Origin of the sequence: Streptomyces sp. NPDC001634, from assembly GCF_040298185.1 — a bacterium.
Classification (GTDB): Bacteria; Actinomycetota; Actinomycetes; order Streptomycetales; family Streptomycetaceae; genus Streptomyces.
Genome location: NZ_JBEOZU010000015.1, coordinates 1 through 23,845, shown reverse-complemented (window position 1 = coordinate 23,845; position 23,845 = coordinate 1). Strand labels below are relative to the sequence as shown.

Below are 23,845 nucleotides of genomic sequence, written 5' to 3'. Positions count from 1 at the left end.
AGGAAGGCGTCAGCCCTTGATGCCGGTCTGTGCGACCCCCTGCACCAGCCAGCGCTGCAGGAAGAGGAACACGAACACCAGGGGCAGGATCGAGATGGCGGTGGCCATGAAGATCAGGTGGTAGTTGACGGTCTGGTTGGTCATGTACGAGGAGAGCGCGACCTGGACGGTCCAGGAGCTGGGGTCCTGGCCGATGACCAGCGGCCACAGGAAGGCGTTCCAGCCGCTGATGAAGGTGATCGTGGCGATGGCCGCGAAGAAGTTCAGCGAGTTCGGTACGACGATACGCCAGTACGCGCCCCAGTAGCCGAGCCCGTCCACGCGTGCCGCCTCCTCCAGCTCCTTGGGGAAGCCCAGGAAGTACTGGCGGAACAGGAAGCAGGTGAAACCGCTGAAGAGGCCCGGAATGATGAGACCGCGGTACGAGTCCACCCAGCCGAGCGACGAGACCAGCACGAAGCTGGGCACGAAGGTGACGGCGGTCGGGACCATCAGGGTCGCCAGGACGGCGTAGAAGACCTTGTTGGCGTGGCGGTAGGGGATGCGGGCGATGCCGTAGCCGGCCAGCGAGCAGACCAGGAGGGTGCCGACCGTCGTCAGGACCGCGACGATCGCGGAGTTGACCAGCGAGGCGCCGAAGTCGACGGTGACGTCGTGGAACGGCTCGGTGATGTTGCTCCACTGGATGTGGCTGGGGAACCACTTCCAGTTCTCACCCGTGATCTCCGGGTCCTTCATCAGCGAGTTGCGGACGATCAGGTAGAAGGGGAGCAGGAAGAGCAGGGCGGCGATCCCGACGGCGATGTAGAGGCCGGTGTTGCCGATGACGCTTCCGCGCTTGACGCGGCGCGGCCTGTCGACCGGAGGCGTGGTGGTGGTCACTTGGACTCCTCACCCCTTCCGAAGCCCATGATCCTGCCCTGGAACAGGGTCACGACGCAGATCAGCAAGGTCAGGATGACCGCGCCCGCGCTGCCCTGGCCGTAGTCCTGGTTCACACCGATGGCCGTCTTGTAGAGGATGACGAGGGGAGGCTGGCCCCATGTGGCCTTGCCCATCAGGTTGAAGAACTCGTCGAAGGCCTGGTAGGCCGCGACGAGCAGCAGCAGGATCACCGCGGTGGAGGTGGCCCGCAGCTGCGGCAGCGTGATGTAGCGGAACATCTGCCAGCCTGGCCTGGCGCCGTCGATGGCGGCGGCCTCGTACAGCTCCGACGGGATGTTCTGGAGCGCCGCCAGGAACAGGATCATGTAGAAACCGGCCTGTAGCCACAGGCGCAGTGTCACGATGACCAGCCAGTACCAGGGTGGGTCGGGATTGGCGAGCCAGGCCACCTGGTCGACGCCGAACCAGCCGAGGACGGTGTTGGCCAGACCGAATCGGACACCGTTGAAGATGGACATCTTCCAGATGAGCGAGGCGGCCACATAGCTGCAGGCGGTCGGCAGGAAGAAGACCGACCGGAAGAAGGCCTGCATGAACCTGAGCCGGTTCACCAGCAGGGCCAGGCCCAGGGAGAGCCCCCAGGTGAGTGGCACGATGAATGCGGCGAACACCGTGAACGTCACCAGAGAGTCGGTGAAGTTGGGGTCCGTCAGGACCGTCTTGTAGTTGTCGAAGCCGATGAACTTGCTCGGCGTGACGGTGAACCGGGCGTCGAAGAAGCTGAGCCAGATGCTCCAGCCGATCGGCACGAAGACGAAGATCACCAGGCCGAGGAGGAACGGCCCGGTGAAGAGCCAGAAGTTCAGGGTGGCGTTGGCCCGCAGGCCCCGCCGCGGCCGGGCCTGGGAGGCCTTGGCCGAGGCGGGGCGCGCGAGGTCGCGCGCAGTCGTGGTCGACATGTCGCAGTCCGTCCGCCGGTCTATCCGAACAGCTTCTTCAGCTCGCGGTTGACCTTTGTGTCGCATGTGTCGAGCGCGGCCTTCGGGTCGCCGTTCTTGCGGACGGTGTTGGCGATGACGTCGTTGAACGCCGTGATCATGGCCTGGGTCCAGCCGATGTTGTCGAAGTGCCCGTAGGTGTTGAAGAGCTTGACGCCGTCAGCCGCCGCACCCGACTTCAGCTTGGTGGCCTGCGCGGCGATCGAGGCGCGCGGCGGAATGTGGAATCCGTAGGAGGTGGAGAAGTCCTCCTGGTACTGCTTCTGGTCGATCCACAGCCACTTCACGTACTCCTTGGCCGCGTCGACGTTGTCGCCCTTGGCATTGACGAACATCGACCAGCCGCCGTTGTAGACCGACTGCTTGCCGTTCGAGCCGACCTTCGGGAACGGGAAGACGCCGAAGTCGTCGCCGAGCGCCTGCTGCGTGGCGGGCATCCCCCACATGCCGCCCCACTGGATGGCACACAAGCCCTGGTTGAACGCGGAGGGGTCCCAGAAGTCGGCCGGGGCGTCCAGCAGCAGATTGCCGCTGGTGAACAGCTTGCGGAGCTTGGTGAGGCCCTCGACGACACCGTCGGTGTGGTAGGCGATCTGGTTCTTCTCGTCGAGGGTGTCGGCGCCGGCCGACCAGATGAGGTTGTTCTGGATCGGGGTCAGGTCGTTGCCGAGGAAGAGGCCCTTGACCTTGCTGGTGGTGAGCTTCGCTGCGGCCTCGATCAGCTCGTCGAGGGTCGTCGGTACGTCGACCTTCGCCTTCTCCAGCATCGACTTGCGGTAGAAGAAGAACTGCGGGTCGTCGATCATCCGGACGCCGTATATCTTCCCGTCGACCGTGTGCGACTTGATGTCGGCCGGGTTGAAGTCGTCCTTGACCGGGCTGATGATGTCGGTCAGATCGGCCACCTGACCGCTCTTGACGAGCTGGATCTGCGGGTGGAACTCGAAGACGTCGGGTGCCTGCTTGGTGAGCAGGGCCGGAAAGAGCTTGTTCTCGAAGTTGTTGCCGGTGATCCACTGCGTGGTCACATTGGCCTTGGTGTACGCCTTCGCGTAGCGCTTGACGGCCTGTTCGACGCCCGCCTCGCCGTAGGCGTGGAAGTACTGGGTGAGATTCTTGCCCGAACCACTGCCTCCGCCACGGCCGTTGTTGCTGCCGCAGGCGGCGAGCGAGCCGGCGGCGGCCAGTCCCGCCGCGGCCTTCAGGAGTGATCGGCGGTCCCAGTTGCTGCTCATTGCCGACATGTTGACGTCCTTGTCTCGATTGCGGCTGCGGCTCTGACGGCTCAGCGCGAGATGGCTCAAATTGCGGTGCGGTGCGGGACGTTAACCTTCGGCTAAGGCTTCGGCAAGGGGTTGGACGAAGTCTGTGCGAAACGTTGTGTCCGGTTCGGAATGACGAACATGGGGGGTGGAGCGGGGAGGTGAGGGCCGCCGGGTCAGGGGGCCGGCGGCCCTCGGTCAGGGGGTTACTGCTGCCTGTTCCAGGCCTCGTTGGAGCCGCCGTTGCAGCTGTACAGGATCACTTCGCTGCCGTCGGCGGTCGCCTGACCGCTGACGTCGAGGCATGTGCCGGATGCCTCGTTGAGGATCTGACCGTTGGCGTTGAGCAGCCAGCGCTGGGTGGCGTCACCCGTGTAGGCCGCGGTCGTGAGACCCGAAGCCCCGGCGGTCAGATAGCCGCCTGCACCCTTGAGCGTGCCCGAGGAGTCGTACGACCACGACTGCCCGGCGTCGCCCGTGCAGGTGTTGATCGCGGCGCCCGACGCGGCCGCCGTCAGGCACTTGCCGGACTGCAGGCCCTTCCAGACGCCCGTGACGGCCGTACTGCCGTATCCGTGCCGGTCGAAGACGAACGTGGTGATCGAGCGCGCCGCGAGCGTCGTGGAGGCCGTCGATCCGGTCACCGTCGGCTTCGCGACCGACGCCCAGTCCTCCGTGGCCGACGTCCGCACGGCCTGCGTGGCCCGTACCGGCGTCTTGCTGTTGAAGTGCAGATTCAGAGCAGTGTCCGTGGTGTTGTGGTTGTTCACCACGACCACCCACTTGCCCTTGCTGTCGTACGCCGTGACCTCGACCCCGCTCGGGGCGCCCGTCACGTTGTGCGCCACCGAGCCGGGCCTCACGAACTTGCTGTACTGGCCGAGCGCGTAGTACCGCTTCGTGAAGTACAGTTTCTGGTTGCCGTTCGTCGCGTAGTCGGGGTCGTAGTAGATCAGGCCGTCGTTCCAGCCCTGGTCGTTCCTGGTGTCGGGGGAGGTGCCGTAGCCGCTGGCCAGGGCCACCCACCACTGGAACGCCGAGTCGTGGGACGACGCGAAGTCCTTGTAGATGATCCGCGACATCAGCAGGGCGTTGTCGATGGTCGGGTCGTACTCCTGGTTCCAGCCGGTCGTGCCCTTGCCGAAGCAGCAGATCTCGGTGGCCCAGGGCTGTTTGCCGACCGCCTTCGACGTCTCGTAGACGTTGGCGAGTTGCCCGTCGTCCGGGTTGTTGTACGTGTGGTGAGCCAGCTTGGACACGTACTGCGCGGTGTCCGGCTGTGAGATCCACTGCGGGAGCTCGCTGGTGAACTGTGTCGTCTTGCTGGACTCGTCCGCGATGATGCCGGTCTTCTGGTGCCGTGCCTTCTGCTCGGCGCCGAGGGCCCGCACGATGTCGTCGCGCTGGTCGACCGGTACCGGCATGCCTTCCTGGCCGCAGTCCGCGAAGCTGTTGTCCGGCTCGTTGAAGGGGCTGATGTAGTCGAGCTTCGCGCCCTGCCGCGCGAAGTGGTCGGTCACGTCGGCTATGTACTTGGCGAAGTCGCCCTCGTTCTCCGGCTTCAGCTGACCGCCGCAGCTCTTCCCGTTGGTCGTCCACTGGGCCGGCGCGCTGTTGACGAAACCGATCAGGTCCTTCACGCCGTAGTTCGCGGCGTACTTGAGGAACGTCCGGCCGCCCTTGTCCTTGCTCCAGTCGTAGGTGCCGCCGGAGTTGAGGAAGTCCTCGGCGGCGCGGGCCGGGGTGGTGACCGCGACGCCGCCACCGCCGATGTTGTAGCGGTACGAGCTGAGGTCCAGGCCCTGCTGGGAGAACAGGAGCTTCGCGACCCGGGCCTGGACGGCCGGCGAGAAGTGCTGGAGGTCGTTGACCCACCAGGCACCGGAGGCGCCGATGTTGTCGATGGTCTGAGCGGCGTGCGGGGAGACTTCGGCGGCCGTGGATTCGGCGGCGCCTGCGGTCGGGGCGGAGATCAGGGCTCCCGTGACAGCGAGTGCGGCCGCGGCTGTCGCGAGGACGGATCTGCTGGGGGCTTTGCTGGTGCGCGTCAAAACTGCATCCCTTCCGTCGTCATGAAGGTGGTGCGGTACGGCTCCTTGCGGGGGTTGTGCGCGTGGTGTGGCTGTGCTTGTCCTTTGCGGGGCGGACGGGCTGGAGCGCGCCTTCGAGGGCGAAGGTCGCGGCGCCGAGGCACACCGGGTCGGTGGGGATGGGGGAGAGGACGATCTCGGTGGCGGCGTACGGCCGTTTCAGCGCGTGCCGGCCGACGGCCTCGCGTACCTCGGCGAGCAGCGGCTCGCCGAGCGTGGCCGCGACCCAGCTGCTGAGCACGACCACTTCGGGGTTGAGCAGGTTGACCAGGTCGGCGATCCCGGCACCGAGGTAGCGGGCCGTGTCCCGGACGACCTTGAGCGCGACCGGGTCCTGTGCGGCGACCCCGTGGGCGAGGGCGTTGATCGTGGCGGTCTGGTCCTCGGGGTGCAGCAGCGGGCTGCGCGGGCTGAGCTCCCGCAGGTTCAGCATGATGCCGGGCGCCCCGACGTACGTCTCCACGCAGCCGTGGTTGCCGCAGTGGCACAGGCGTCCGTCCAGGACCAGCGTCGTATGGCCCCATTCGCCGGCGCTGTTGCTGACGCCGCGGTGCAGCCCGCCGCCCAGCGCGAGCCCGGCTCCGACGCCCGTGCCCAGATTGACGACCACGGCGTCCCCGCGCCCGCGGGCCGCGCCGAACCACAGCTCGGCGACCGCGCAGGCGCGCAGCGGGTTGTCCAGGTAGAGGGGGTAGGCGATGTGCTCGGACAGCAGGTCGAGCAGCGGTACGTTGTGCCAGTCCCAGTTCGGCGCGTACTCGCAGACGCCCCGGTCGCGGTCGACCTGGCCGGGCACACTGACGCCCACGCCGAGGACACGGGCGCCTTCCACTCCGGCCTGGGTGACCACCGACCCGACGGCCGCCGCGACATGGGCGACGACCTGTTCGGGGCGGTTCTCGCCGGGGCGCATGTCCTCGTCGGCGCGGGCGAGCATGTTGAGCGCCAGGTCGAACAGCTCGACGCGAACGTACGTCTCCGCGATGTCGACGCCGATCAACGCACCCCCCGACGCGTTGACGGCCACCAGGCCGCGCGGCCGGCCGCCCGCCGAGTCCTCGAAGCCGACCTCGGTCAGCATGCCGAGTTCGAGCAGCTCGCCGACGAGCGTGGCGACCGTGGCCAGGCTGAGCCCGGTGGCGGCCGCCAGCTCCTGGCGGGAGGTGGGTGACTGGGCGATGATCTGGCGCAGCACCTCGTAACGGTTCGCGGTGCGAATGTCGCGTGATGTGCGCTTCACCGGCACGTCCCCGTTCCTTTCGGACCCTGGCGAGGCCTCGTGCCTCGGCGCGGCGTGAGCCTATGACGAGGCCGGACTTTCTACAAGGGGTTAGGAAAGGGGGTTTATGAAGTCTGAGGGCCCCCTCGGGGACTCGTCTCAAAAACCTAGCACTGCCCGCACGAACGCGTTCCGGAACCTCCCCGCCGGGTCCAGCTGCGCCGTCAGCGCCGCGAAGTCGCCGAGCCGCGGGTAGCGCGCGCGGAGCACCTCCGCGGGCACCGTGAACACCTTGCCCCAGTGCGGCCGCGCCTCGAAGGCGCCGAGCGCCTCCTCGACCCGCCGCACCACGGGCAGCACGGCCTCCGTGTCCTCGATCCAGGTGAAGTGGAACGCCACGCTGTCCCGGCCGTGGGCGGGGCTCAGCCACTGTGCGTCGGCGGCGACGGTCCGCACCTCGCAGGTCTGCAGCACGGGCGCGACCGTCGCACGGATCGCGTCGAGCGCGTGCAGTGCGTCGAGGGCGTACGGGCGCGGCAGCAGATACTCCGACTGCAGCTCGGCGCCGCTGCTCGGGGTGAACTCCGCCCGGAAATGCGGGAGCCGTTCGTGCCAGGGGCCCGGAACACCGAACTGCTGGGTGCAGTTGACCGCGGGCATGCCCGGCACGGGGTGCATCGCCTCGGTGGCGGGCGCGGCCCACGGGAAGTCCGGCAGCGGCTGGTCGGTGCGCCGCTTCAGCCACACCTGCCGGAAGCCCGGCGCACGCCAGTCGGTGAACAGGCTCACGCTGTACGCCGTCGCCGCCACCGTCTCGAAGTCCAGCCCCTCCAGGGGGAGTTCGGTGAACACATGCTGCTCGACCGTGAAGTCCTCTGTCAGGTCGAGGGTGAGCGCGGTGACGACCCCGAGGGCGCCGAGCGCCGTGACGGCACCGTCGAAGCCCGGGTCGCCCCGGCCGATCTTCAGCGCCGATCCGTCCGCCGTGACGAGTTCCACCTCCCGTACGGCCGAGGCGAGCGAGCCGTTGGTGACGCCCGAGCCGTGCGTGCCCGTCGCCACCGAACCCGCCACCGAAATGTGCGGCAGGGAGGCCATGTTGTGCAGGGCGAGCCCGTGCTTGTGCACCACGCGCGCGAGGGCGGCGTACCGTACGCCGCCGCCGACCCGTACCGTGCGGGCCGTCGTGTCGACGTCCACCTCGGCCGGCAGGGCGTCCAGCGAGAGCAGGACGCCGTCGGCGCCCGGTTCGGCGATCTCGTTGAAGGAGTGCCCGCTGCCCAGGACCCGCACCTTCGCACTCCCGGCCACCAGCGCCGTCAGCGCGTCGTGCGAGTGCGGGCGGTGCAGCTCCTTGGCGGCGTACGTGATGTTGCCCGCCCAGTTGGTGACCGGGTCCGTCATGCTGTAGTCCCCTCCCTGAGATGTGCGGTACTACGAGATCGCGGCGGCGGATGCCGGGGCGCCCGAGCTGCGGACCATCCTGCACGGACCGGCCGGATCAGTGCGCACCGGCCCTGCGCGCACTGCCCCACGGGTCGGTGCGCCACAGCCGGGCGTGGACGAGACCGACGAGCAGCACACCCGCTGAGGCCGCCGCGTACGTCGGCAGCGCGTGCGCCTCCGTGTCGGTGAAGTGCCGGCAGACGGCGGCGGCGACGAGCAGCAGCCGGCCGACGGCGACGTTGGTGAGTGCGGACGGCCGGAACGGCCCCGGGCTGGTGCTCTCGCCGGTGCTTCCCGCGACGTAGTAAGGCAGTCCGTTCCCCGCGCAGAAGCCTGCTGCGAAGCCCAGGACGAGGGTGCCGAGCATGCTCTCAGCTCCTTGTGGGTGAAGGGTTGTCGAGGCCGCCGATGACGAGGCCGACCAGTCGGCGCAGTCGGCGCAGTCGGCGGCGGAGGTCGTCGGGGGTGCCCTCCGACTGACCGATCCCCACGGTCGCGGCGAGCAGCAGGGCAGCCGTCTCGCGCGGCTCGGGCGTGGCGTGGAGCAACTCCGCGAGCGCGTCGAGCAGCCGGTCCTCGACCGCGCTCAGGCCCATCGCGGCCGCCTCCGCGACCAGTTCCTGCCGGAACCGCGCCTCGGCGACCCCGACCGCCGCCTCCAGCTTCACCGAGAGCACTCCGTACACCCGGTCCGTGAGCGTTCCCTCGGTGTCGCGGGCCCGGTGTGCGGCGTCCGTCAGCTGATCGGTCACCCGCTCGGCGACGGCGGCGAAGACGTCCTGTTTGTTGCGGAAGTACTGGTACAGCGCCGGCCGCGAGACACCGGCCGCCCGGGCGTGGGGATTGCGTATTTCGTTGAATTGAGTCCATTGACTCGCTGATTTCGTCAAAGTATGGCTCTTCGTTCGCGATATCGGTAACGTCCCGCCCATGATGGAGCGCCCTCTCCCCACCACCCTCCCGCAGACCGACCTCACCCGGCACCGCCGCCTGCGCGAGCAGGGCAGCCTCCGGCGCGCCGATCTCGAGGCGATTCTCGACGCCGGGTTCGTCTGCCACCTCGGCGTGATCGTCGAGGGGCGGCCCCTGGTCGTGCCCACCGTGTACGGGCGGGACGAACGGCAGCTGTACGTGCATGGCTCCGTGGCCAGCCGGAGCCTCGCGGGCGACACGGCCGTGTGCGTCACCGTCACCCATGTGGACGGACTCGTCCTGGCGCGGTCGGTGTTCGAGCACGGCCTGAACTATCGCAGTGCGATCATCCACGGGATGGCCCGCAAGGTCACCGACCCGGAAGAGAAGCTGGAGGGGCTGCGCCGGCTGAGCGAGCACACCGCACCGGGGCAGTGGTCGTACGCCCGGCGGCCGAACCGGAAGGAGCTCGCCGCCACCACCCTGCTGGCCCTGTCCCTCGAAGAGGCGTCAGTGAAGATCCGCACGGGCGCGCCCGACGACGGCGACGGACCCGACGCCGAGCTCGGCCTGTGGGCCGGAGTGCTGCCCCTCACCTCGACCTGGGGCACGCCCGTCCCCGACCCCCGCCTGCCGCCGGACGTCCCCGTTCCGGCACACATCGCGCGGCTCGGGGGGACCCGGCACGGCTGACGCGCGGGCGGGGGCATACCGTGAGGAGTCGTACGCCTGAGCCGGGAGGAGATACGGGATGGGCAGCCGCACCGCACTGGTAGAGGATCTGATGGAGCGTTTCCCGCACGTTCCGCGGGAAGCCGTCTTCAAAGAGGATCTGCTCCGCGGGGGTGTGGCCTTCGATGCGTCCGCGCTCTCGGACAACGAGGACGGCGAGGTCAAACCGAAGTCGTACTTCATCTTCTCCTTCGACCACGGCACCCTGCCCGAGCTGGGCGAGGCGGCGCTGAGGCGCCCGCCCGAGGAGATCATCCTCACCGGCGGCCCCTACGACCTGCGGCGGACCGTCGTCTCCGTACGGGTCAATCCGTCCTCGCCCTACCGCGTGGCCGCCGACGAGGAGGGGATGCTCGGGCTCTACCTCGACGGCCGGCGGATCGCCGACGTGGGTGTCCCGCCCATGCCCGAGTACTACCGGCACACCCTCTCCAACGGGAAGTCCGTGATGGAGGTGGCCCCGACCATCCAATGGGGCTATCTGATCTACCTCACCGTCTTCCGTGTCTGCCAGTACTTCGGCGCCAAGGAGGAGTGCCAGTACTGCGACATCAACCACAACTGGCGCCAGCACAAGGCGGCCGGGCGGCCCTACACGGGTGTGAAGGACGTCGAGGAGGTCCTCGAGGCCCTGGAGATCATCGACCGGTACGACACCCAGAAGGCCTCCACCGCCTACACGCTCACCGGCGGCGCCATCACCAAGACGGTCGCCGGCCGCGACGAGGCCGACTTCTACGGGCACTACGCCAAGGCCATCGAGGAGCGCTTCCCGGGCCGCTGGATCGGCAAGGTCGTCGCGCAGGCGCTGCCGAAGGCGGATGTGCAGCGGTTCAAGGACTACGGCGTGCAGATCTACCACCCCAACTACGAGGTGTGGGACCGACGGCTGTTCGAGCTGTACTGCCCGGGCAAGGAGCGTTACGTCGGCCGCGACGAGTGGCACAGGCGCATCCTCGACTCGGCGGACGTCTTCGGCGCGCGCAACGTGATCCCCAACTTCGTGGCGGGCGTGGAGATGGCCGAACCCTTCGGCTTCACCACGGTCGACGAGGCGATCGCCTCGACCACGGAAGGGCTCCGCTTCTTCATGTCGCACGGCATCACGCCCCGCTTCACCACCTGGTGCCCGGAGCCGACGACCCCGCTGGGCAAGGCCAACCCGCAGGGCGCCCCGCTGGAGTACCACATCCGTCTGCTCGAGGCCTACCGCGCCACGATGGATGACTTCGGGCTCTCCTCGCCGCCCGGTTACGGCCCGCCCGGCCCCGGCCGCGCCGTGTTCTCCGTGAGCTCCTTCATGGACAGCCTCCCGGCTCAGGAGGGTGCCGAGGCGCCGTCCCAGGCGTAACAATTCGATCGCGGGCCCCATGCGTTGAGTCGGAGGGGGCCCCGATCCGTACAACAACTCAACAGAGCGCGACCGCCGGTAACGGCATTTGAATACGCCGCTTGTCAGTTGTGTGGGAACCGTGAAAGGCTCTGGGTCTGTCGTGAGACGATCCTCAACTCCCTTGTATCTCAGGTGAGTTGGCTTTGCTTGTGGAAGCAGTTGATGCAGGAGCCCCCCATGCCCGACCTGCCGACCCCCCAGGACGCCGCCGAGGCCGCGCTGTTCTCGGAGTGCTGGGACGCGGTGCTGTCGTACGCCGACCTGTGCACGTCCGGTTCGACGTACGGCAGGCAACTGGCCACCGAGGCCTTCACCCATGGCATCCATGAGGCGCGTGCCGCCGAGGCCCAGGCCAGGACGACCGGGCGCCGCATCCCCCGGCTGCCCGGGATCCCCCTGCTGCTGACCTCGGTGCGCACCACCGCCGCGGCCTGGGAGGCCGAGGGCAAGGGCCACTGGCTCGACCCCGAGCTGCGGCTGTGGCTGAACTCCGACAAGGCCGCACGCTACTCCGGGCCGCCCCTCCAGCGCCCCCTGGCCCTGCGCGGACTCAGGGACATGCAGGAGCCCGACGCGGCACTGCTCTGGCTGGCCGAGGTGGAGGCGCTGCCGCTGACCGACGTGGCCCGCCGGCTGGGTCTGGACCCGGCCGCGGCGGCGCAGGAACTCGCCCAGGTGCGGGCGCTGTTCCGGGACCGTTGCCAGCGCAACCACCTCGACACGCCCATGGACCCCGGCTGCCGCAGCTACGCCCGGCTCCTGGACGCGGTCACCCGTTCGCCGGGCGCCGAGACGCCCGAGGACCTCTCGCGGCACCTCGCCACCTGCGTGGAGTGTGCGGAGGCCGCGGCATGCCTGCGGCTGCACGGCGGGGGCACGCCGGCCGCGCTGGCGAGCGGAGTGATCGGCTGGGGCGGGCTCGCCTACCTGGAGCGACGGCGCCGGGCGGCGGAGGCCGGACTGAGCGGTGGGCGCGCGGACGCGGGTACGGACCGGGGCATCGCGACCGGTGTGGTGACACGGCCCCGTATCGGCCGGACGGGGATCCTCGTATCGGCCGTGATCGTGTCCGCCCTGGCGCTCACGGTCTCGCTGATGCAGCTCGGCGACTCGGGCGGACAGGCGACCGCGAGCGCTGACCCGACCGATCAGACGGTCGCCGGGCCGACACCGTCCACGCCGTCCCTCGCCCCGGTCGCGGGCAAGGGCGCGGCGGGCACCTCCTCGACCTCTCGCCCGGCCGGCTCCGGGGCCACCACGAAGCACGGCGACTCCGACACGGAACCGCAGGGCAAGTCCACGTCCCCCGTGGACGACTCGCCCTCCGCATCGCACTCGGCCGAGGACAAGCCGTCGACCTGCCGGGTGAAGTACGAGGTGGTCAACGAGTGGCCGGACGGCTTCCAGGCCACGGTCACGGTCACCTCGACCGAGGCGCTCGACGACTGGAGCATCGGCTGGACGTTCAAGGACGGCCAGCACATCACGCAGATGTGGGACGGCACCTTCACGCAGGACGGCTCGGACGTCACCGCGAAGGCCGCCGACTACAACAAGAAGGTCGCCGCGAACGGCACGTTCGCCGTCGGCTTCCTCTCCTCGTGGCACGGCAGCAACTCGGAACCGCGTGACTTCACGGTGAACGGGGCCAGTTGCTCGACGGCCGGCTGAGCCGCCACGGGTGGACCGGCCGGATGGACCCGCAGGATGAGCGGAAGAGCCGGGTCCACCCGGTCGTTGTGGGCCGGTGAGCAGCCTGACCGTCTGTCAGCAACCGGACTTGTAGAAGTACTTGCTGACCGCCGAGTCGTTCATGTTGTCCTTGGTGATGGCGACCATGTCGGTGCCGATCGACTTCTCGACGGTCTTGCCGTCGAAGGCGGCGGCGAGTTGATCGACGGCCTGCCTTCCGATCGCCGCCGGATCCTGGGCGACCAGGACCTGTAGGGTGCCCGCCTTGAGCGCGGCGATCTCGTCGGGTTCGGCGTCGAAGGCGGCGACCTTCACGGCGCCCTGCTTGCCGGCCTGCTTGAGGCCGGTGGCGATGCCCTGGCCGGTGTTGGTGTTGCCCGCGAAGACGCCCCCCAGATCGGGGTGGGCCGCCAGCGTCGACTGGATCTGGGAGGCCGCGGTGGCCGGCAGGTCGTTGTCGTAGAGGGTGGGAAGCACCTTGATGCCCGGGTACTTGGCCATCTCCTCGGTGAAGCCCTTGATCCGGGCGTCGGTGGTGGAGACGCCGGGCTTGACGCTGATCACGATGACCGAGCCCTTCTCCTTCATCAACTTGGCGAGCGCGTCGGCGGCGACCCGTCCTCCCTTCTCGTTGTCGGAGGAGATACGGGTGATGCCGATCGAGGGATCACTGACCGTGGTGTCCACGAGCGCGACCTTGGTTCCCGACGACTGGATCTGCTTGAGCGAGGGGGTGAGCGCGCTGGTGTCGACCGGCGAGACCATCAGCCCGTCGGGCCTGGCCGCCGCCACGGAGTCGATGAGGGGGCGCTGGACCGACACATCCCACTGCGCGGAACCGTCGGCGGTGAAGTCCATGCCCTTGGCCTTGGCCTCGGTCTGCGCGGCGCAGGTCATGGTGATGTAGAACGGGTCGCTCTTCACACCGGTGATCAGCCTGACCTTCTTGTGGGCGGCCCCTCCGGCCGAACCCGAACCTCCGCCGCTGCTCGACGAACTGCATGCGGCGCTGGTGACGAGGGCCAGCACAGTGCCCGTGGCGACCAGTAGCCCGCGCCTGCTGCGAATGCTCGACATCACGGAGTTCTCCTTAGCTGCGCGCTCGGCGCCGTGGGTGGTTGTCCCGGTCATGTGCGCTCTCGGGTCTTCCTGCGCATCTGGTCGATGTAGACGGCTGCGACCAGCACGACGCCGACCGCGACGTCCTGCCAGTACTGCTGGACGCCGATGACGATCAGTCCGGTGGTGAGTACCGCGGGGATGAACACGCCGATCACGGTGCCCAGCACCGATCCGCGCCCGCCGAACAGGCTGGTGCCGCCGAGGACCACCGCGGTGATCACCTTCAGGTTGTCGGTGGAGTGTCCGGCGATGGACGTCGTGCCGTACGAGGCCAGCCACATCACCGCGCCCAGCCCGGCCAGCAGACCCATCAGCCCGTACACCTTGACCAGGTGCCGCCCCACCGGTATGCCCGCGCGCCGTACGGCCGCCGGGTTGGAGCCGATCGCCAGCGTGTAGTTGCCGAACCTCGTACCGCCCAGCACCGCGCCGAACAGGGCGGTGACCACCGCGGCGAGTATCACCATCCACGGGATGCCGAGCACCTTGCCGAAGCCGAGGCTGTTCTGCAGGTGGGCGGAGGCCGCACCGGCCGGATCCTGGCCGCCGGTGGCGAGTTCGGCCAGACCCAACGCCGCACCCAGGCCGCCGAGCGTGACGATCAGCGGAGGCACCTTCCCGGTCGCCACCACCGCTCCCTGCAGTGCGCCCCACGCGGTGCCGACGGCAAGAGCTATGAGGACACAGACCGCGACCGTCCCCCAGCCGGCGTCGGCCCCGCCGTGATGGATGTTGTACTCGCCCGCGGCCACCGCGGCCAGAACGAGGACCGAGCCGATCGACAGGTCTATGCCCGCCGTGATGATCACGTACGTCATGCCGACGCCGAGAACCAGATAGATGGCCGCGTTGACGGCTATCTGCGTGAGGTCGTAGGTGGTGAAGAACTTGCCGGGCGCGGCGATGGTGAAGAACACGACCAGCGCCACGAGGATCACGAACGTCCACAGTTCACTGACGGTGGCCGCCCGCCGCAGCCAGGCGGGTATCGCGCTCCCTCCGCCCTCGGACCGGGGCGGATCCTGTACCTGCGCGCTCTGCCGTATTTCCTGGCTGTCGGCGGTCATCGCCCTTCCTCCGCTTCCGTCACACCGGCCGGGCCGTGTGCCGCATGCTTGTGCACGGGGTCGTCCAGCGATCCGGTCATGGCTCCGACGAGCTCCTCGATCGTGGTGTCGGCCGCGGTGAACGAGGCGACCCGCCGGCCCAGCCGCAGTACCTCGACCCGGTCGGCCACCGACAGCACCTCGGGCATGTTGTGGCTGATCAGCACGACGCAGATGCCCCGGTCGGCGACCCTCCGGACGGTCTCCAGAACACGGGCGCGCTGCACGACACCCAGGGCTGCGGTCGGCTCGTCCATGAAGATGACCTTGTTGGCGAACGCGACCGCACGGGCCACGGCCACGGACTGACGCTGCCCACCCGACAACGTTGTCACAGAGGCTGTCACATCCTTCAGTGCGACGCCCAGGTCGGCGAATGCCTTGACCGCCTCCCGTCGCATGGCGGGCCGGTCGAGCACGCCCAGGCGGCCCAGCAGGCCACCGCGCAGGAGCTCCCGGCCGAGGTACAGATTGGCCGCCGCATCCAGATCGGGCGCCAACGAGAGGTCCTGGTAGACGGTCTCCAGGCCATGGCGCTGTGCGTCCGCCGGCCCGGAGAACCGCACCGGCGCCCCTTCCAGACGGACCTCGCCGCCGTCGGGGGCGAGCACGCCCGACAGCACATTCACCAAAGTCGATTTCCCGGCGCCGTTGTCACCGATCAGGGCGACGACTTCACCGGGGTAGGCCGTGAAGTCGGCGCCCTGGAGCGCCTGGACGTGGCCGAACCGTTTGACTACGCCGTATGCCGCGAGCAGTGGTTCCCTTGCAGAGGCCATGCCGTGCCTTCTGGTTGGTATCCGTTAACAGTTCGCTGATATTGGGGTGCCCATAGATCGGTGTCAAGGGTGCTCGTAGGCGACTTGGCGGTCCTGTTTCCTTGTTGATGCCTCAGCCGGTCGTGGCTGCATCACAGTTGACACGTCGTCAAACAGAGGAGGGCTGGATGGATGAGGCGGGGGCGGATGGTGCCGGTCCGCGCCCTGGCAGGAGGCGCGGGCCACGTCTCCGCCGGCTCCGGGCCGCAGTCGGGCCGGTCACAGAAATTCGGTGGTGCCCCAGTGTGTGTCCCTCTAGGGTGAGCCTTGCTCCTGGCGGTGGCTGTTCGCTGCCGTGGTCAGTCGTGTGAGAAATGGGAGGTGTGACCGATGGCTGTCTCTGTGATGGGCGCTGCCCGCATCCGGAAGTTCATCCACTCCACCTCCGCGGTCTCCGGCTGACCTCTTCTTCTTCCTTTGCGCCTGCGGGCGCGCCGCCGGGGCCGCCCTTGTGAAGGGTTCCCCCTTGAATCTCCTTTCTCCGTCGGCTTCTTCTGCTTCGTCGCACCCTCTCGCCCCGTACGGCTGGGACGAGGGATGGGAGTCGGAGTTCGCGCCGTACGCCGAGCAGGGCCTCCTCCCCGGCCGTGTCGTACGCGTGGACCGCGGTCAGTGCGATGTCGTCACACCGGTCGGCGCCCTGCGTGCCGACACCGAGTTCGTGGTTCCCCGTGACCCGATGAAGGTCGTGTGCACGGGGGACTGGGCCGCGGTCGACCCGGACGGTGATCCGCGGTACGTACGGACGCTGCTGCCGCGGCGTACCGCGTTCGTGCGGTCGACGTCGTCCAAGCGGTCCGAGGGCCAGATCCTCGCGGCCAACGTCGATCACGCGGTCGTCGCCGTTTCGCTCGCCGTGGAGCTGGACCTCGGCCGCATCGAACGCTTTCTCGCGCTGGCCTGGGAGTCCGGGGCGCAGCCGGTCGTGGTGCTCACCAAGGCCGACCTGGTACCGGACGCGACGACACTCTCGTACCTCGTCGAGGACGTGGAGACGACCGCCCCCGGGGTGCAGGTACTGCCGGTCAGCTCGCAGCAGGGGGAGGGGCTCGATGTGCTCGCCGCGCTCCTCTCCGGTGGTACGTCCGTGCTGCTCGGGCAGTCGGGTGCGGGAAAGTCGACCCTCGCGAACGCGCTGCTCGGCGAGGAGGTCATGACCGTGCAGGCCACACGGGACATGGACGGCAAGGGCAGGCACACCACGACCACGCGCAATCTGCTCGTCATGCCCGGCGGGGGAGTCCTCATCGACACGCCCGGGTTGCGCGGTGTGGGGCTCTGGGACGCCGAGACCGGCGTGGGCCAGGTGTTCTCCGAGATCGAGGAAGTGGCCGCGGAGTGCCGTTTCCACGACTGCGCGCACGTCGCGGAGCCCGGGTGCGCGGTGCTCGGGGCGATCGAGGACGGGCGGCTGTCCGAGCGGCGGCTGGAGAGCTACCGGAAGCTGGTGCGCGAGAACCAGTGGATCGTCGCGAAGACGGATGCGAGGGTACGGGCGGAACTGCGACGGGAGTGGAAGCGGAAGGGCGCTGCCGGGAAGGCGGCGATGGAGGCCAAGCGGGGGCGGTGGCAGTAGCCCCAGTGTCCTGTCCGATTTCCGCCAGCCCCACTCCCGCACCTGGCGGAAACTGGAAGGCGTGACCCAGGAAGACACCAGGTACGAGGCGGTGCGCAGCCGGGACGCCCGGTTCGACGGAGAGTTCATCTTCGCCGTCGAGACGACCGGGATCTACTGCCGGCCCAGCTGCCCCGCCGTCACGCCGAAGCGGCACAACGTGCGGTTCTATACGACGGCCGCCGCCGCGCAGAGCGCCGGGTTCCGGGCCTGCCGGCGGTGCCGTCCGGACGCCGTGCCCGGTTCCGCGGAGTGGAACGTGCGCGCGGACGTCGTGGGGCGCGCCATGCGCCTCATCAAGGACGGCGTCGTCGACCGCGAGGGCGTCGGCGGGCTCGCCGCGCGCCTCGGGTACAGCGCCCGCCAGGTGCAGCGGCAGCTCACAGCCGAGGTCGGCGCCGGACCCGTCGCGCTCGCCCGCGCCCAGCGGGCCCACACCGCCCGGGTCCTGCTGCAGACCACGACGCTGCCGGTCACGGAGATCGCCTTCGCGGCCGGATTCGCGAGCGTGCGCCAGTTCAACGACACGGTCAAGGCGGTCTACGCCGCCACCCCGAGCGAACTGCGCGTCACCGCACCCCGCGGCGGACCGGCCGTCCGACCCGTCGCGGCCCCTTCCGCAGGGATCCCGCTGCGGCTCGCCCACCGCGGCCCGTACCAGTCCACCGCCGTCTTCGACCTGCTCGCCCGGGAGGCCGTCCACGGTATCGAGGAGATGGACGGCCCGCGCGGACGCCGTACGTACCGTCGTACACTCCGGCTGCCGTACGGCACCGCCGTCGTGGCCGTCGACGAGCGGCCGGGCAGGCCGGTCTCCCGCAGGCCGGCCGGGGCCCGTGAGACCTCCGGCCACCCCGGCGGCTGGCTGGACGCCCGGCTCCATCTCACCGACCCCCGCGATCTCACCACCGCCGTCCAGCGGCTGCGGCGGCTGTTCGACCTCGACGCCGATCCGTACGCCGTCGACGAGCGCCTCGGCGCCGACCCCCGGCTCGCCCCGCTGGTCGCCGCCCGGCCCGGTCTGCGCTCGCCGGGTGCGGCCGACCCGGAGGAGTTCGCCGTGCGCGCGCTCGTCGGGCGGGCGGGGGCCGAACACATCGTCCAGCGGTGCGGGAAGGCGCTGGACTCCCCGTACGGCACCCTCACCCATGTCTTCCCCGAACCGGCCGCGCTCGCGGAAGCCGAACTCCACGGCACACCGGCCGCCCTCGCCTGCGCCCTCGCCGACGGCACCGTCCGCCTCGACGCCGGTGCCGACCGCGACGACGCCCATGAGGCGCTGCTCGCCCTGCCGGGCATGGACGCCCGCACCGCCGCGGTCATCCGCACCCGCGCCCTCGGCGACCCCGATGTGGCGTCGCCCGGCGAGCACGTCCCCGACGCCTGGCGCCCGTGGCGCTCGTACGCCCTCCAGCATCTCCGGACAGACGAACTTCTCCGGACACACGAACTTCCCCGGACACACGAACTTCCCCGGACACACGAACTTCCCCGGACACACGAACAGGAAAACCACTGATCATGGCTCAGTACGACGATCTCGACCGCGTCCACTACACGACCGTCGACAGCCCCGTCGGCCCGCTCCTCCTCACCGCCGACGCATCCGGCGCCCTCACCTCGCTCTCGGTGCCCGGCCAGAAGGGCGGCCGCACGCTCCTGCCGGAGTGGCAGCACACGCCCGGCCTCTTCCGCGAGGCGGAGCGGCAACTCGGCGCGTACTTCGCCGGTGAACTCAAGGAGTTCGACCTGGAGTTCCGCACGGACGGCACCGAGTTCCGCGAGCGCGTCTGGGCCGCGCTCGACTCCGTGCCGTACGGCGCGACCACGACGTACGGCGACATCGCCGCCCGCATCGGAGCGTCCCGGGCCGCCGTGCGCGCCATCGGCGGGGCGATCGGTGCCAACCCGCTGCTCATCGTCCGCCCCTGCCACCGTGTGATCGGCGCGGACGGCTCCCTCACCGGCTACGCGGGCGGCCTCGACCGCAAGCTACGGCTGCTGACACTGGAGGGCGCGCTCTAGCCTTCCTCGGGCCCCTCCTCCAGCCCCCAGCTGTGGATCCGCCGTGGCCGGATGCGGATGACCTCCTCGCTGAAGTGTGGCCCCAACTCATGGGGCCCGGTGAGGAGTTCGGCCTCGCCCCGGACGTCGATCCCGCGCACCCGCCACGGCCTCAGGCTTGCGATGTCGTCGACGACCAGCGCCACCTTCGGGTTCTTCTGCAGATTCCGCCACTTCTTGCTGGCGCCCATGGCGTACCCGCCGATCAGGATCGTCCCGTCGTCCTGGAGGAAGAACCCGACCGGGTTGGCCTGCGGCTGTCCCTGCGGATCAACGGTGGCCAGCCGTCCGAGTCGCTGCGAGCGCAGATACGCGCGTTCGGCCTCGTTGAATTCGGTCATGGCAGCAGCCAAGCACGCCCACGCCCCACGCGCATCGGATCCTCGCCGTAGGCCCGCCGACCTAGGCCCTGTGCGTCCGAAGGTGTGACGGGGCGTTAACTCGGCGGTGTGTCCCGGGAAGACTTCGAGGGCTTCCCGGTCCCGCGCCCCGGGGCCGCAGGCGAGAAAAGGGTGCGCCTCGATGATCAACCTGACCCGCCCCAGCGGAATTCCGCGCCGCTGCCTCGCCGTGCTGGCCCTCACCCTCGCGACGACCGCGGGCACCTTCCCCGGTGCCTCCGCCCGGCTCGAGACGGCGCCGCACTGGACCGGCAGTTGGGAGGCCGCCCCTTCCGGAACCGCCCCCGCCTTCCCGGGCACCTCGATCCGCAACGTCGTGCACATCAGTGTCGGCGGCAGCGCCGCTCGCCTCCATGTCTCCAACCGCCTGGGCACCGCCCCGCTCCGACTCGACGCCGTCACCGTCGCGTTGCAGCGGCCGGACGCGCCCGAGAGCCCCGCTGCCGTACCGGGCTCCCTGCGCACCGCCACCTTCTCCGGTGCCACCTCCGTGACCGTCCCGGCGGGCCAGGACCGCGTCAGCGACCCCGTCCCTCTGAGTGTCCCGGCGGACGCCAACCTCCTCGTCACCGTGCACAGCCCCGCCGACTGCGGCCCCGCGACCTACCACCGCACCGCCCTCCAGACCAACTTCCTCGCCAGGAACGGCGACCGGACCACCGACACCAGCGGAGCCGCGTACACGACCACGGTCTCCCACTGGTACTACGTCACCGGCGTCGACGTCCTGCGTCCGGCCGCGGCCGGCAGTGTCGTCGCGTTCGGCGACTCCCTCACCGACGGCACCGGATCCTCGCCCGGCACCAACCACCGCTGGCCCGACCGGCTTTCGGAGCGGCTGCGCGCGCTGCCCGCGAGCCGCCGCCCGGGCATCCTGAACGCCGGGATCTCCGGCAACCGCCTTCTGCTCGACGGCGTCGGCCCGAGCGCCCTGGCCCGCCTCGACGCCGACGCCCTCTCCCGCACCGGAGTGCGCACGGTGATCGTCCTGGAAGGCGTCAACGACATCGAGGGCACCCCGCCCCAGACCGATCCGGCCGCCTTCGTGCGGGCGTACCGCCGGATCGTGGCCGGCGCGCACATCCACGGCATCCGCGTCATCGGCGCCACCCTCACGCCGTTCGGCGGCCACCGGGGCTGGACGCCGGCGCGTGAGGGCCTGCGGCACGAGGTCAACGGCCTCATCCGGAGCGGATTGTTCGACGGGGTGGCGGACTTCGACGCCGCCGTCCGCGATCCCGCCCGCCCCGACCGCATGCGGCCCGCCTACGACCAGGGTGACCACCTCCACTTCAACGACGCGGGGATGAAGGCGCTCGCCGACACCATCGATCCGGTGGCGCTCGGCGGATGACTGGGGGCCAGGCGGGCAGGCCCCAGCGGTCGGCGGGCCCGTTCGGCGTGACGGGCGCGATCGTGAGGTCCGGGTGGTCGCCCTTCGCGGTGACCAGGGCCGACTCGCCCTTGTGCAGAGGGAATCGCATTCCGAGGTATCAGCCCCAGATGACCGCGCCCAGCCACGCCCCCGCGATCAGCAGACACGTGAACAGCTCCGCGAGCACGCTGGAGCCGCCGTTGCGCAAGACCGTCCGCGTGGCCGCCATCGCCTCGCCGTGGCGGCCGAGGCGGACGCGTTCGGAGAGGTAGATGCCGCCGATGAAGCCGGGTATCGCCCCGATCACCGGTACGAGGACGAAGCCGAGGAACGCCCCCGCCCCGGCGTACACCCCCATACGAGGGGTGGCGCCGCTCGCGCGCAGCCGCCGGGGCGGCAGGCCCCAGCGCACCACCTGGGAGAGGAACAGCACGACGGTGGCGCCCACCAGGACGGCCCACGCCACCGGCTGAGGACCCTTCAGCGCCCACCACAGGACCGCGGCCCACACGAGCCACGCTCCCGGCACCCCGGGCACCAGCACTCCGCACAGGCCGAGCACGATCACCACGCCGACCAGCAGGAGCTCCCAGACTCCCATCTGCTCAGAGTGCCGGAGCCCGGCACCGGGCGCAGGTCAGCGTCGCGCCACCCAGCCGCGCTCGTACGCGTGCCAGCCCAGCTGCAGCCGGGTCGTCACCCCGGCCAGCTCCATCAGCCGCTTCACCCGGCGCTGTACGGTCCTCAGGCCCAGGTCGAGCTGTTTGGCGACGCTCGCGTCGGTCAGCCCGGCGAGCAGCAGGGACAGCACTTCGAGATCGGTGCCGTCGGGGCCGTCCGGCCGCTGCTCGATGACACCGGACGCCCCGAGCCGCAGCGGCAGCGCGTCCCGCCACACCGACTCGAAGAGACCGCACAGCAGCTCCAGCAGTCCGCTCGCGTGCACGACGAGCGCGGCCGGCTCCGCGGTGTGCGAGGTGAGCGGCACCATGGCCAGCGACCGGTCGGAGACCACCAGCTTGGTCGGCACCGTGTCGACGACCCGCACCTGTTCGTCGCGACTCAGCGCGGCGGTCAGCTCGTTGAAGCCGTCGGGCCGGTCGAGCACTGCCCGCTCGACCACCACCCGACAGCGGACCCCGCGGTCCGCCACCTGCTCCTCCCCGTCGTCCTCCATGCCCGATACGGCGACCGGACGGCCGGTGACCAGGGCGCACACCTCCTCGGTCGCGCCGAGCTGGAGCTGCAGGAAGCGCTGGGTGACCGCGGCCGCGCCGGTCACGACCTCGACCAGATCGTGCACCGCGGGCTCGGATGCCGCCGCCCGGTACTCCTCGGCCAGCAACGCGGCCGCCAGCTCGGCCCTCTCCAGCTCGTGCCGCTGCTGGGTGAGCAGCGCGCCCAGGGCCACCCCGGGCGGTGCCGCGACCCAGCGGCCGGGACGGGCCGACGACTGGGCGGCCAGGCCGTGCCGCTCCAGCCGGCGCAGGGCGCGCTCGGTGTCGTGCTCGCCGAGTGTCAGCCGCCGTGCGAGATCGGGCACGTCGGCGGCGCCCACGGACACCAGTGCCCGGTACGCCGACTCGTGCGTCTCGTCCAGACCGATCGCTGCCAGCATCAGCCGTTGTCCCTCCCCGAAGACAAGACCCCGCGGTGCGGTCCGTGGCGGAAACAGGCCACGGCACAAACCCGCCTCGGCACATCATCGCCGTACCTCCCTTCCCTCTGCCAAGGTGACGCCGCCGCAGCAACAACTGCCCATCGGAAATGTCCGTTTTGGGCCTACTCGGCCTGCGCGGACGCGGATGGGGGACCTCGGGGAGGGGACTTGGGGAGGTCGTGTCTTCGGTCGGCGCGTAACGCGATCCGGTGATTCACAGCGCAGCCTCAGGAAGAGGGGTCACACTCGGCCCCACCGGGCGGGGGGAGACTCGGCCCGCAGAATCGTGACCTGGTCCCGGGGGCGTGCCTGGCCCGGTCACCGTGGCGCCGCCGGGCGGTTCCCGTGTGGGGGTGGGACCGCCCGGCGGCCCGTATCACGGTGGCTGGTTTCGTATTACCGTTCGGTGCGTCGTCCGACGCACCGTCAACAAGTGGGCAGCCTGGCGGGATTTTCCGGATGCCCCGTTTTCATACGCCCCGTGCGGTGGACAATTGGGGGCATGAGTCAGCAGGGGGACAGGGCCACCGGTCACGAGGACGACTGGTGGGGGCAGTTGTACGACGACTCCACCGGGGACACGGGAGCGGCCTCCGCGGCCGACACCCTCGACGACCGCTTCGCCTCGGCGGTGGGGACGGTGGGCAAGGGGACGGATACCGCCGTGCCGGGCGCGGGCTCCGCCGCCCCGCGCACCGACCCGTCCCCTCTCTCGACTCCGTCCGACCCGGGCGACTCCCCACGACGCAGCGGCCCGGCCGGGCCACCCGCCCCATGGGAGCCCCCGTCCGCCCGGCAACCGGGCCCCGTCACCTTCCCGCCCGGCCCGACACCGCCGGGGTTTCGCGCGGAGCCACCGCAGGACGGCATGCCGATGGGGGCGCCGTCTTCGGGACGTCTCGCTGACGCGCTCCCGTCGTCGTCGGGGCACGGTTCGGCGGACGGGCTTTCGCGCCCGGCAGACGCGTACCCACCACTCCCCGACCGCCCCCCGGTCGACGCACCCCCACCACCCCCTGGCTACCCGCCCGCCGAGCCCGCGCCGCCGAGGTTCG

At 70.0% G+C, this 23,845-nt stretch carries 21 protein-coding genes and 1 pseudogene; 8 read left to right on the top strand and 14 right to left on the bottom strand.

The window, feature by feature from the left end; genetic code table 11:
• Positions 1–9 precede the first annotated feature (9 nt).
• From ABT186_RS12215 to ABT186_RS12180, 8 genes are all read right to left on the bottom strand, one after another.
• Entirely contained in the window at positions 10–882 is an 873-nt protein-coding gene (locus ABT186_RS12215; RefSeq protein ID WP_351221371.1) for a carbohydrate ABC transporter permease, read from the bottom strand.
• On the bottom strand, positions 879–1,844 hold the full coding sequence (locus tag ABT186_RS12210; protein WP_351924864.1) for a carbohydrate ABC transporter permease: 966 nt from the start codon (positions 1,842–1,844) through the stop codon (positions 879–881). Before ABT186_RS12210 ends, ABT186_RS12215 begins: the two co-directional genes overlap by 4 nt.
• A gap of 20 nt (positions 1,845–1,864) precedes the next feature.
• A complete protein-coding gene (locus ABT186_RS12205) occupies positions 1,865–3,127 on the bottom strand; it encodes an ABC transporter substrate-binding protein (RefSeq protein WP_351924862.1) in 1,263 nt (420 codons plus the stop codon).
• 224 nt (positions 3,128–3,351) lie between these two features.
• The gene (locus tag ABT186_RS12200; RefSeq protein WP_351924860.1) at positions 3,352–5,196 is read right to left on the bottom strand and encodes a glycoside hydrolase; all 1,845 of its coding nucleotides are present in this window, start codon (positions 5,194–5,196) and stop codon (positions 3,352–3,354) included.
• 19 nt (positions 5,197–5,215) lie between these two features.
• Positions 5,216–6,475 carry an ROK family transcriptional regulator gene (locus ABT186_RS12195; protein WP_351221465.1) on the bottom strand — a complete coding sequence of 420 codons (1,260 nt, stop codon included), beginning with the start codon at positions 6,473–6,475 and terminating at the stop codon, positions 5,216–5,218.
• Between the two features lie 138 nt (positions 6,476–6,613).
• Positions 6,614–7,858 (bottom strand): FAD-binding protein, encoded by a 1,245-nt coding sequence (locus ABT186_RS12190; protein ID WP_351221367.1) that lies wholly within the window; start codon positions 7,856–7,858, stop codon positions 6,614–6,616.
• Positions 7,859–7,955: 97 nt separating this feature from the next.
• Positions 7,956–8,267: a hypothetical protein gene (locus tag ABT186_RS12185; protein ID WP_351221366.1), complete on the bottom strand. Its 312-nt coding sequence runs from the start codon at positions 8,265–8,267 to the stop codon at positions 7,956–7,958.
• Between the two features lie 4 nt (positions 8,268–8,271).
• Positions 8,272–8,790: a TetR/AcrR family transcriptional regulator gene (locus tag ABT186_RS12180; protein ID WP_351221365.1), complete on the bottom strand. Its 519-nt coding sequence runs from the start codon at positions 8,788–8,790 to the stop codon at positions 8,272–8,274.
• A 40-nt stretch (positions 8,791–8,830) separates the two neighbouring features.
• Here ABT186_RS12180 and ABT186_RS12175 point away from each other — a divergent pair, with 40 nt between their 5' ends.
• The 3 genes from ABT186_RS12175 to ABT186_RS12165 all read left to right on the top strand — a co-directional run bounded on the left by ABT186_RS12175 (position 8,831) and on the right by ABT186_RS12165 (position 12,608).
• A complete protein-coding gene (locus tag ABT186_RS12175; protein WP_351924858.1) occupies positions 8,831–9,505 on the top strand; it encodes a pyridoxamine 5'-phosphate oxidase family protein in 675 nt (224 codons plus the stop codon).
• A gap of 58 nt (positions 9,506–9,563) precedes the next feature.
• Positions 9,564–10,895, top strand: a complete 1,332-nt coding sequence (locus ABT186_RS12170) for a radical SAM protein (RefSeq protein WP_351924856.1) — start codon at positions 9,564–9,566, stop codon at positions 10,893–10,895.
• Positions 10,896–11,114: 219 nt separating this feature from the next.
• Entirely contained in the window at positions 11,115–12,608 is a 1,494-nt protein-coding gene (locus tag ABT186_RS12165) for a cellulose binding domain-containing protein (protein WP_351221362.1), read from the top strand.
• Positions 12,609–12,704: 96 nt separating this feature from the next.
• Here ABT186_RS12165 and ABT186_RS12160 read toward each other — a convergent pair whose 3' ends face one another.
• Genes ABT186_RS12160 through ABT186_RS12150 form a run of 3 tightly spaced genes read right to left on the bottom strand, consistent with a single transcriptional unit; the run spans position 12,705 to position 15,636 of the window.
• Positions 12,705–13,706 carry an ABC transporter substrate-binding protein gene (locus tag ABT186_RS12160; RefSeq protein WP_351221361.1) on the bottom strand — a complete coding sequence of 334 codons (1,002 nt, stop codon included), beginning with the start codon at positions 13,704–13,706 and terminating at the stop codon, positions 12,705–12,707.
• Positions 13,707–13,756: 50 nt separating this feature from the next.
• Positions 13,757–14,818, bottom strand: a complete 1,062-nt coding sequence (locus ABT186_RS12155) for an ABC transporter permease (protein ID WP_351221360.1) — start codon at positions 14,816–14,818, stop codon at positions 13,757–13,759.
• Complete coding sequence (locus ABT186_RS12150; RefSeq protein ID WP_351924854.1) at positions 14,815–15,636, bottom strand: ATP-binding cassette domain-containing protein; 822 nt, start codon at positions 15,634–15,636, stop codon at positions 14,815–14,817. Before ABT186_RS12150 ends, ABT186_RS12155 begins: the two co-directional genes overlap by 4 nt.
• Positions 15,637–16,141: 505 nt before the next feature.
• Between ABT186_RS12150 and rsgA the strand changes: the two genes are divergently transcribed.
• From rsgA to ABT186_RS12135, 3 genes are all read left to right on the top strand, one after another.
• Positions 16,142–17,251 carry a ribosome small subunit-dependent GTPase A gene (rsgA, locus tag ABT186_RS12145; protein WP_351221358.1) on the top strand — a complete coding sequence of 370 codons (1,110 nt, stop codon included), beginning with the start codon at positions 16,142–16,144 and terminating at the stop codon, positions 17,249–17,251.
• Between the two features lie 61 nt (positions 17,252–17,312).
• Positions 17,313–18,809 carry a DNA-3-methyladenine glycosylase 2 family protein gene (locus ABT186_RS12140; protein WP_351924852.1) on the top strand — a complete coding sequence of 499 codons (1,497 nt, stop codon included), beginning with the start codon at positions 17,313–17,315 and terminating at the stop codon, positions 18,807–18,809.
• 2 nt (positions 18,810–18,811) lie between these two features.
• Positions 18,812–19,315, top strand: a complete 504-nt coding sequence (locus ABT186_RS12135; RefSeq protein ID WP_351221356.1) for a methylated-DNA--[protein]-cysteine S-methyltransferase — start codon at positions 18,812–18,814, stop codon at positions 19,313–19,315.
• On the opposite strand, the gene ABT186_RS12130 is transcribed toward ABT186_RS12135, so the two are convergent.
• Positions 19,312–19,695, bottom strand: a complete 384-nt coding sequence (locus ABT186_RS12130; RefSeq protein ID WP_351221355.1) for a PPOX class F420-dependent oxidoreductase — start codon at positions 19,693–19,695, stop codon at positions 19,312–19,314. The genes ABT186_RS12135 and ABT186_RS12130 overlap by 4 nt on opposite strands.
• A gap of 181 nt (positions 19,696–19,876) precedes the next feature.
• Here ABT186_RS12130 and ABT186_RS12125 point away from each other — a divergent pair, with 181 nt between their 5' ends.
• Positions 19,877–21,109, top strand: coding sequence for an SGNH/GDSL hydrolase family protein (locus tag ABT186_RS12125; RefSeq protein ID WP_351924850.1), 1,233 nt, complete (start codon positions 19,877–19,879; stop codon positions 21,107–21,109).
• 139 nt (positions 21,110–21,248) lie between these two features.
• Here the strand turns inward: ABT186_RS12125 and ABT186_RS12120 are convergent, their stop codons facing one another.
• Entirely contained in the window at positions 21,249–21,731 is a 483-nt protein-coding gene (locus ABT186_RS12120; RefSeq protein WP_351221353.1) for a DUF456 domain-containing protein, read from the bottom strand.
• A gap of 36 nt (positions 21,732–21,767) precedes the next feature.
• Positions 21,768–22,748 (bottom strand): helix-turn-helix domain-containing protein, encoded by a 981-nt coding sequence (locus ABT186_RS12115; RefSeq protein ID WP_351221352.1) that lies wholly within the window; start codon positions 22,746–22,748, stop codon positions 21,768–21,770.
• A gap of 544 nt (positions 22,749–23,292) precedes the next feature.
• On the opposite strand from ABT186_RS12115, the pseudogene ABT186_RS12110 reads away from it, so the two are divergent.
• Positions 23,293–23,845, top strand: a pseudogene (locus ABT186_RS12110) (protein phosphatase 2C domain-containing protein); the annotation flags it as partial.

Coding starts and splice junctions, on each gene's coding strand:
- ABT186_RS12210 (WP_351924864.1), bottom strand. CDS start 1,844: ATGTCGACCACGACTGCGCGCGACCTCGCGCGCCCCGCCTCGGCCAAG.
- ABT186_RS12205 (WP_351924862.1), bottom strand. CDS start 3,127: ATGTCGGCAATGAGCAGCAACTGGGACCGCCGATCACTCCTGAAGGCC.
- ABT186_RS12190 (WP_351221367.1), bottom strand. CDS start 7,858: ATGACGGACCCGGTCACCAACTGGGCGGGCAACATCACGTACGCCGCC.
- ABT186_RS12185 (WP_351221366.1), bottom strand. CDS start 8,267: ATGCTCGGCACCCTCGTCCTGGGCTTCGCAGCAGGCTTCTGCGCGGGG.
- ABT186_RS12175 (WP_351924858.1), top strand. CDS start 8,831: ATGATGGAGCGCCCTCTCCCCACCACCCTCCCGCAGACCGACCTCACC.
- ABT186_RS12170 (WP_351924856.1), top strand. CDS start 9,564: ATGGGCAGCCGCACCGCACTGGTAGAGGATCTGATGGAGCGTTTCCCG.
- ABT186_RS12165 (WP_351221362.1), top strand. CDS start 11,115: ATGCCCGACCTGCCGACCCCCCAGGACGCCGCCGAGGCCGCGCTGTTC.
- ABT186_RS12160 (WP_351221361.1), bottom strand. CDS start 13,706: ATGTCGAGCATTCGCAGCAGGCGCGGGCTACTGGTCGCCACGGGCACT.
- ABT186_RS12155 (WP_351221360.1), bottom strand. CDS start 14,818: ATGACCGCCGACAGCCAGGAAATACGGCAGAGCGCGCAGGTACAGGAT.
- ABT186_RS12150 (WP_351924854.1), bottom strand. CDS start 15,636: ATGGCCTCTGCAAGGGAACCACTGCTCGCGGCATACGGCGTAGTCAAA.
- ABT186_RS12135 (WP_351221356.1), top strand. CDS start 18,812: ATGGCTCAGTACGACGATCTCGACCGCGTCCACTACACGACCGTCGAC.
- ABT186_RS12130 (WP_351221355.1), bottom strand. CDS start 19,695: ATGACCGAATTCAACGAGGCCGAACGCGCGTATCTGCGCTCGCAGCGA.
- ABT186_RS12125 (WP_351924850.1), top strand. CDS start 19,877: ATGATCAACCTGACCCGCCCCAGCGGAATTCCGCGCCGCTGCCTCGCC.
- ABT186_RS12120 (WP_351221353.1), bottom strand. CDS start 21,731: ATGGGAGTCTGGGAGCTCCTGCTGGTCGGCGTGGTGATCGTGCTCGGC.
- ABT186_RS12115 (WP_351221352.1), bottom strand. CDS start 22,748: ATGCTGGCAGCGATCGGTCTGGACGAGACGCACGAGTCGGCGTACCGG.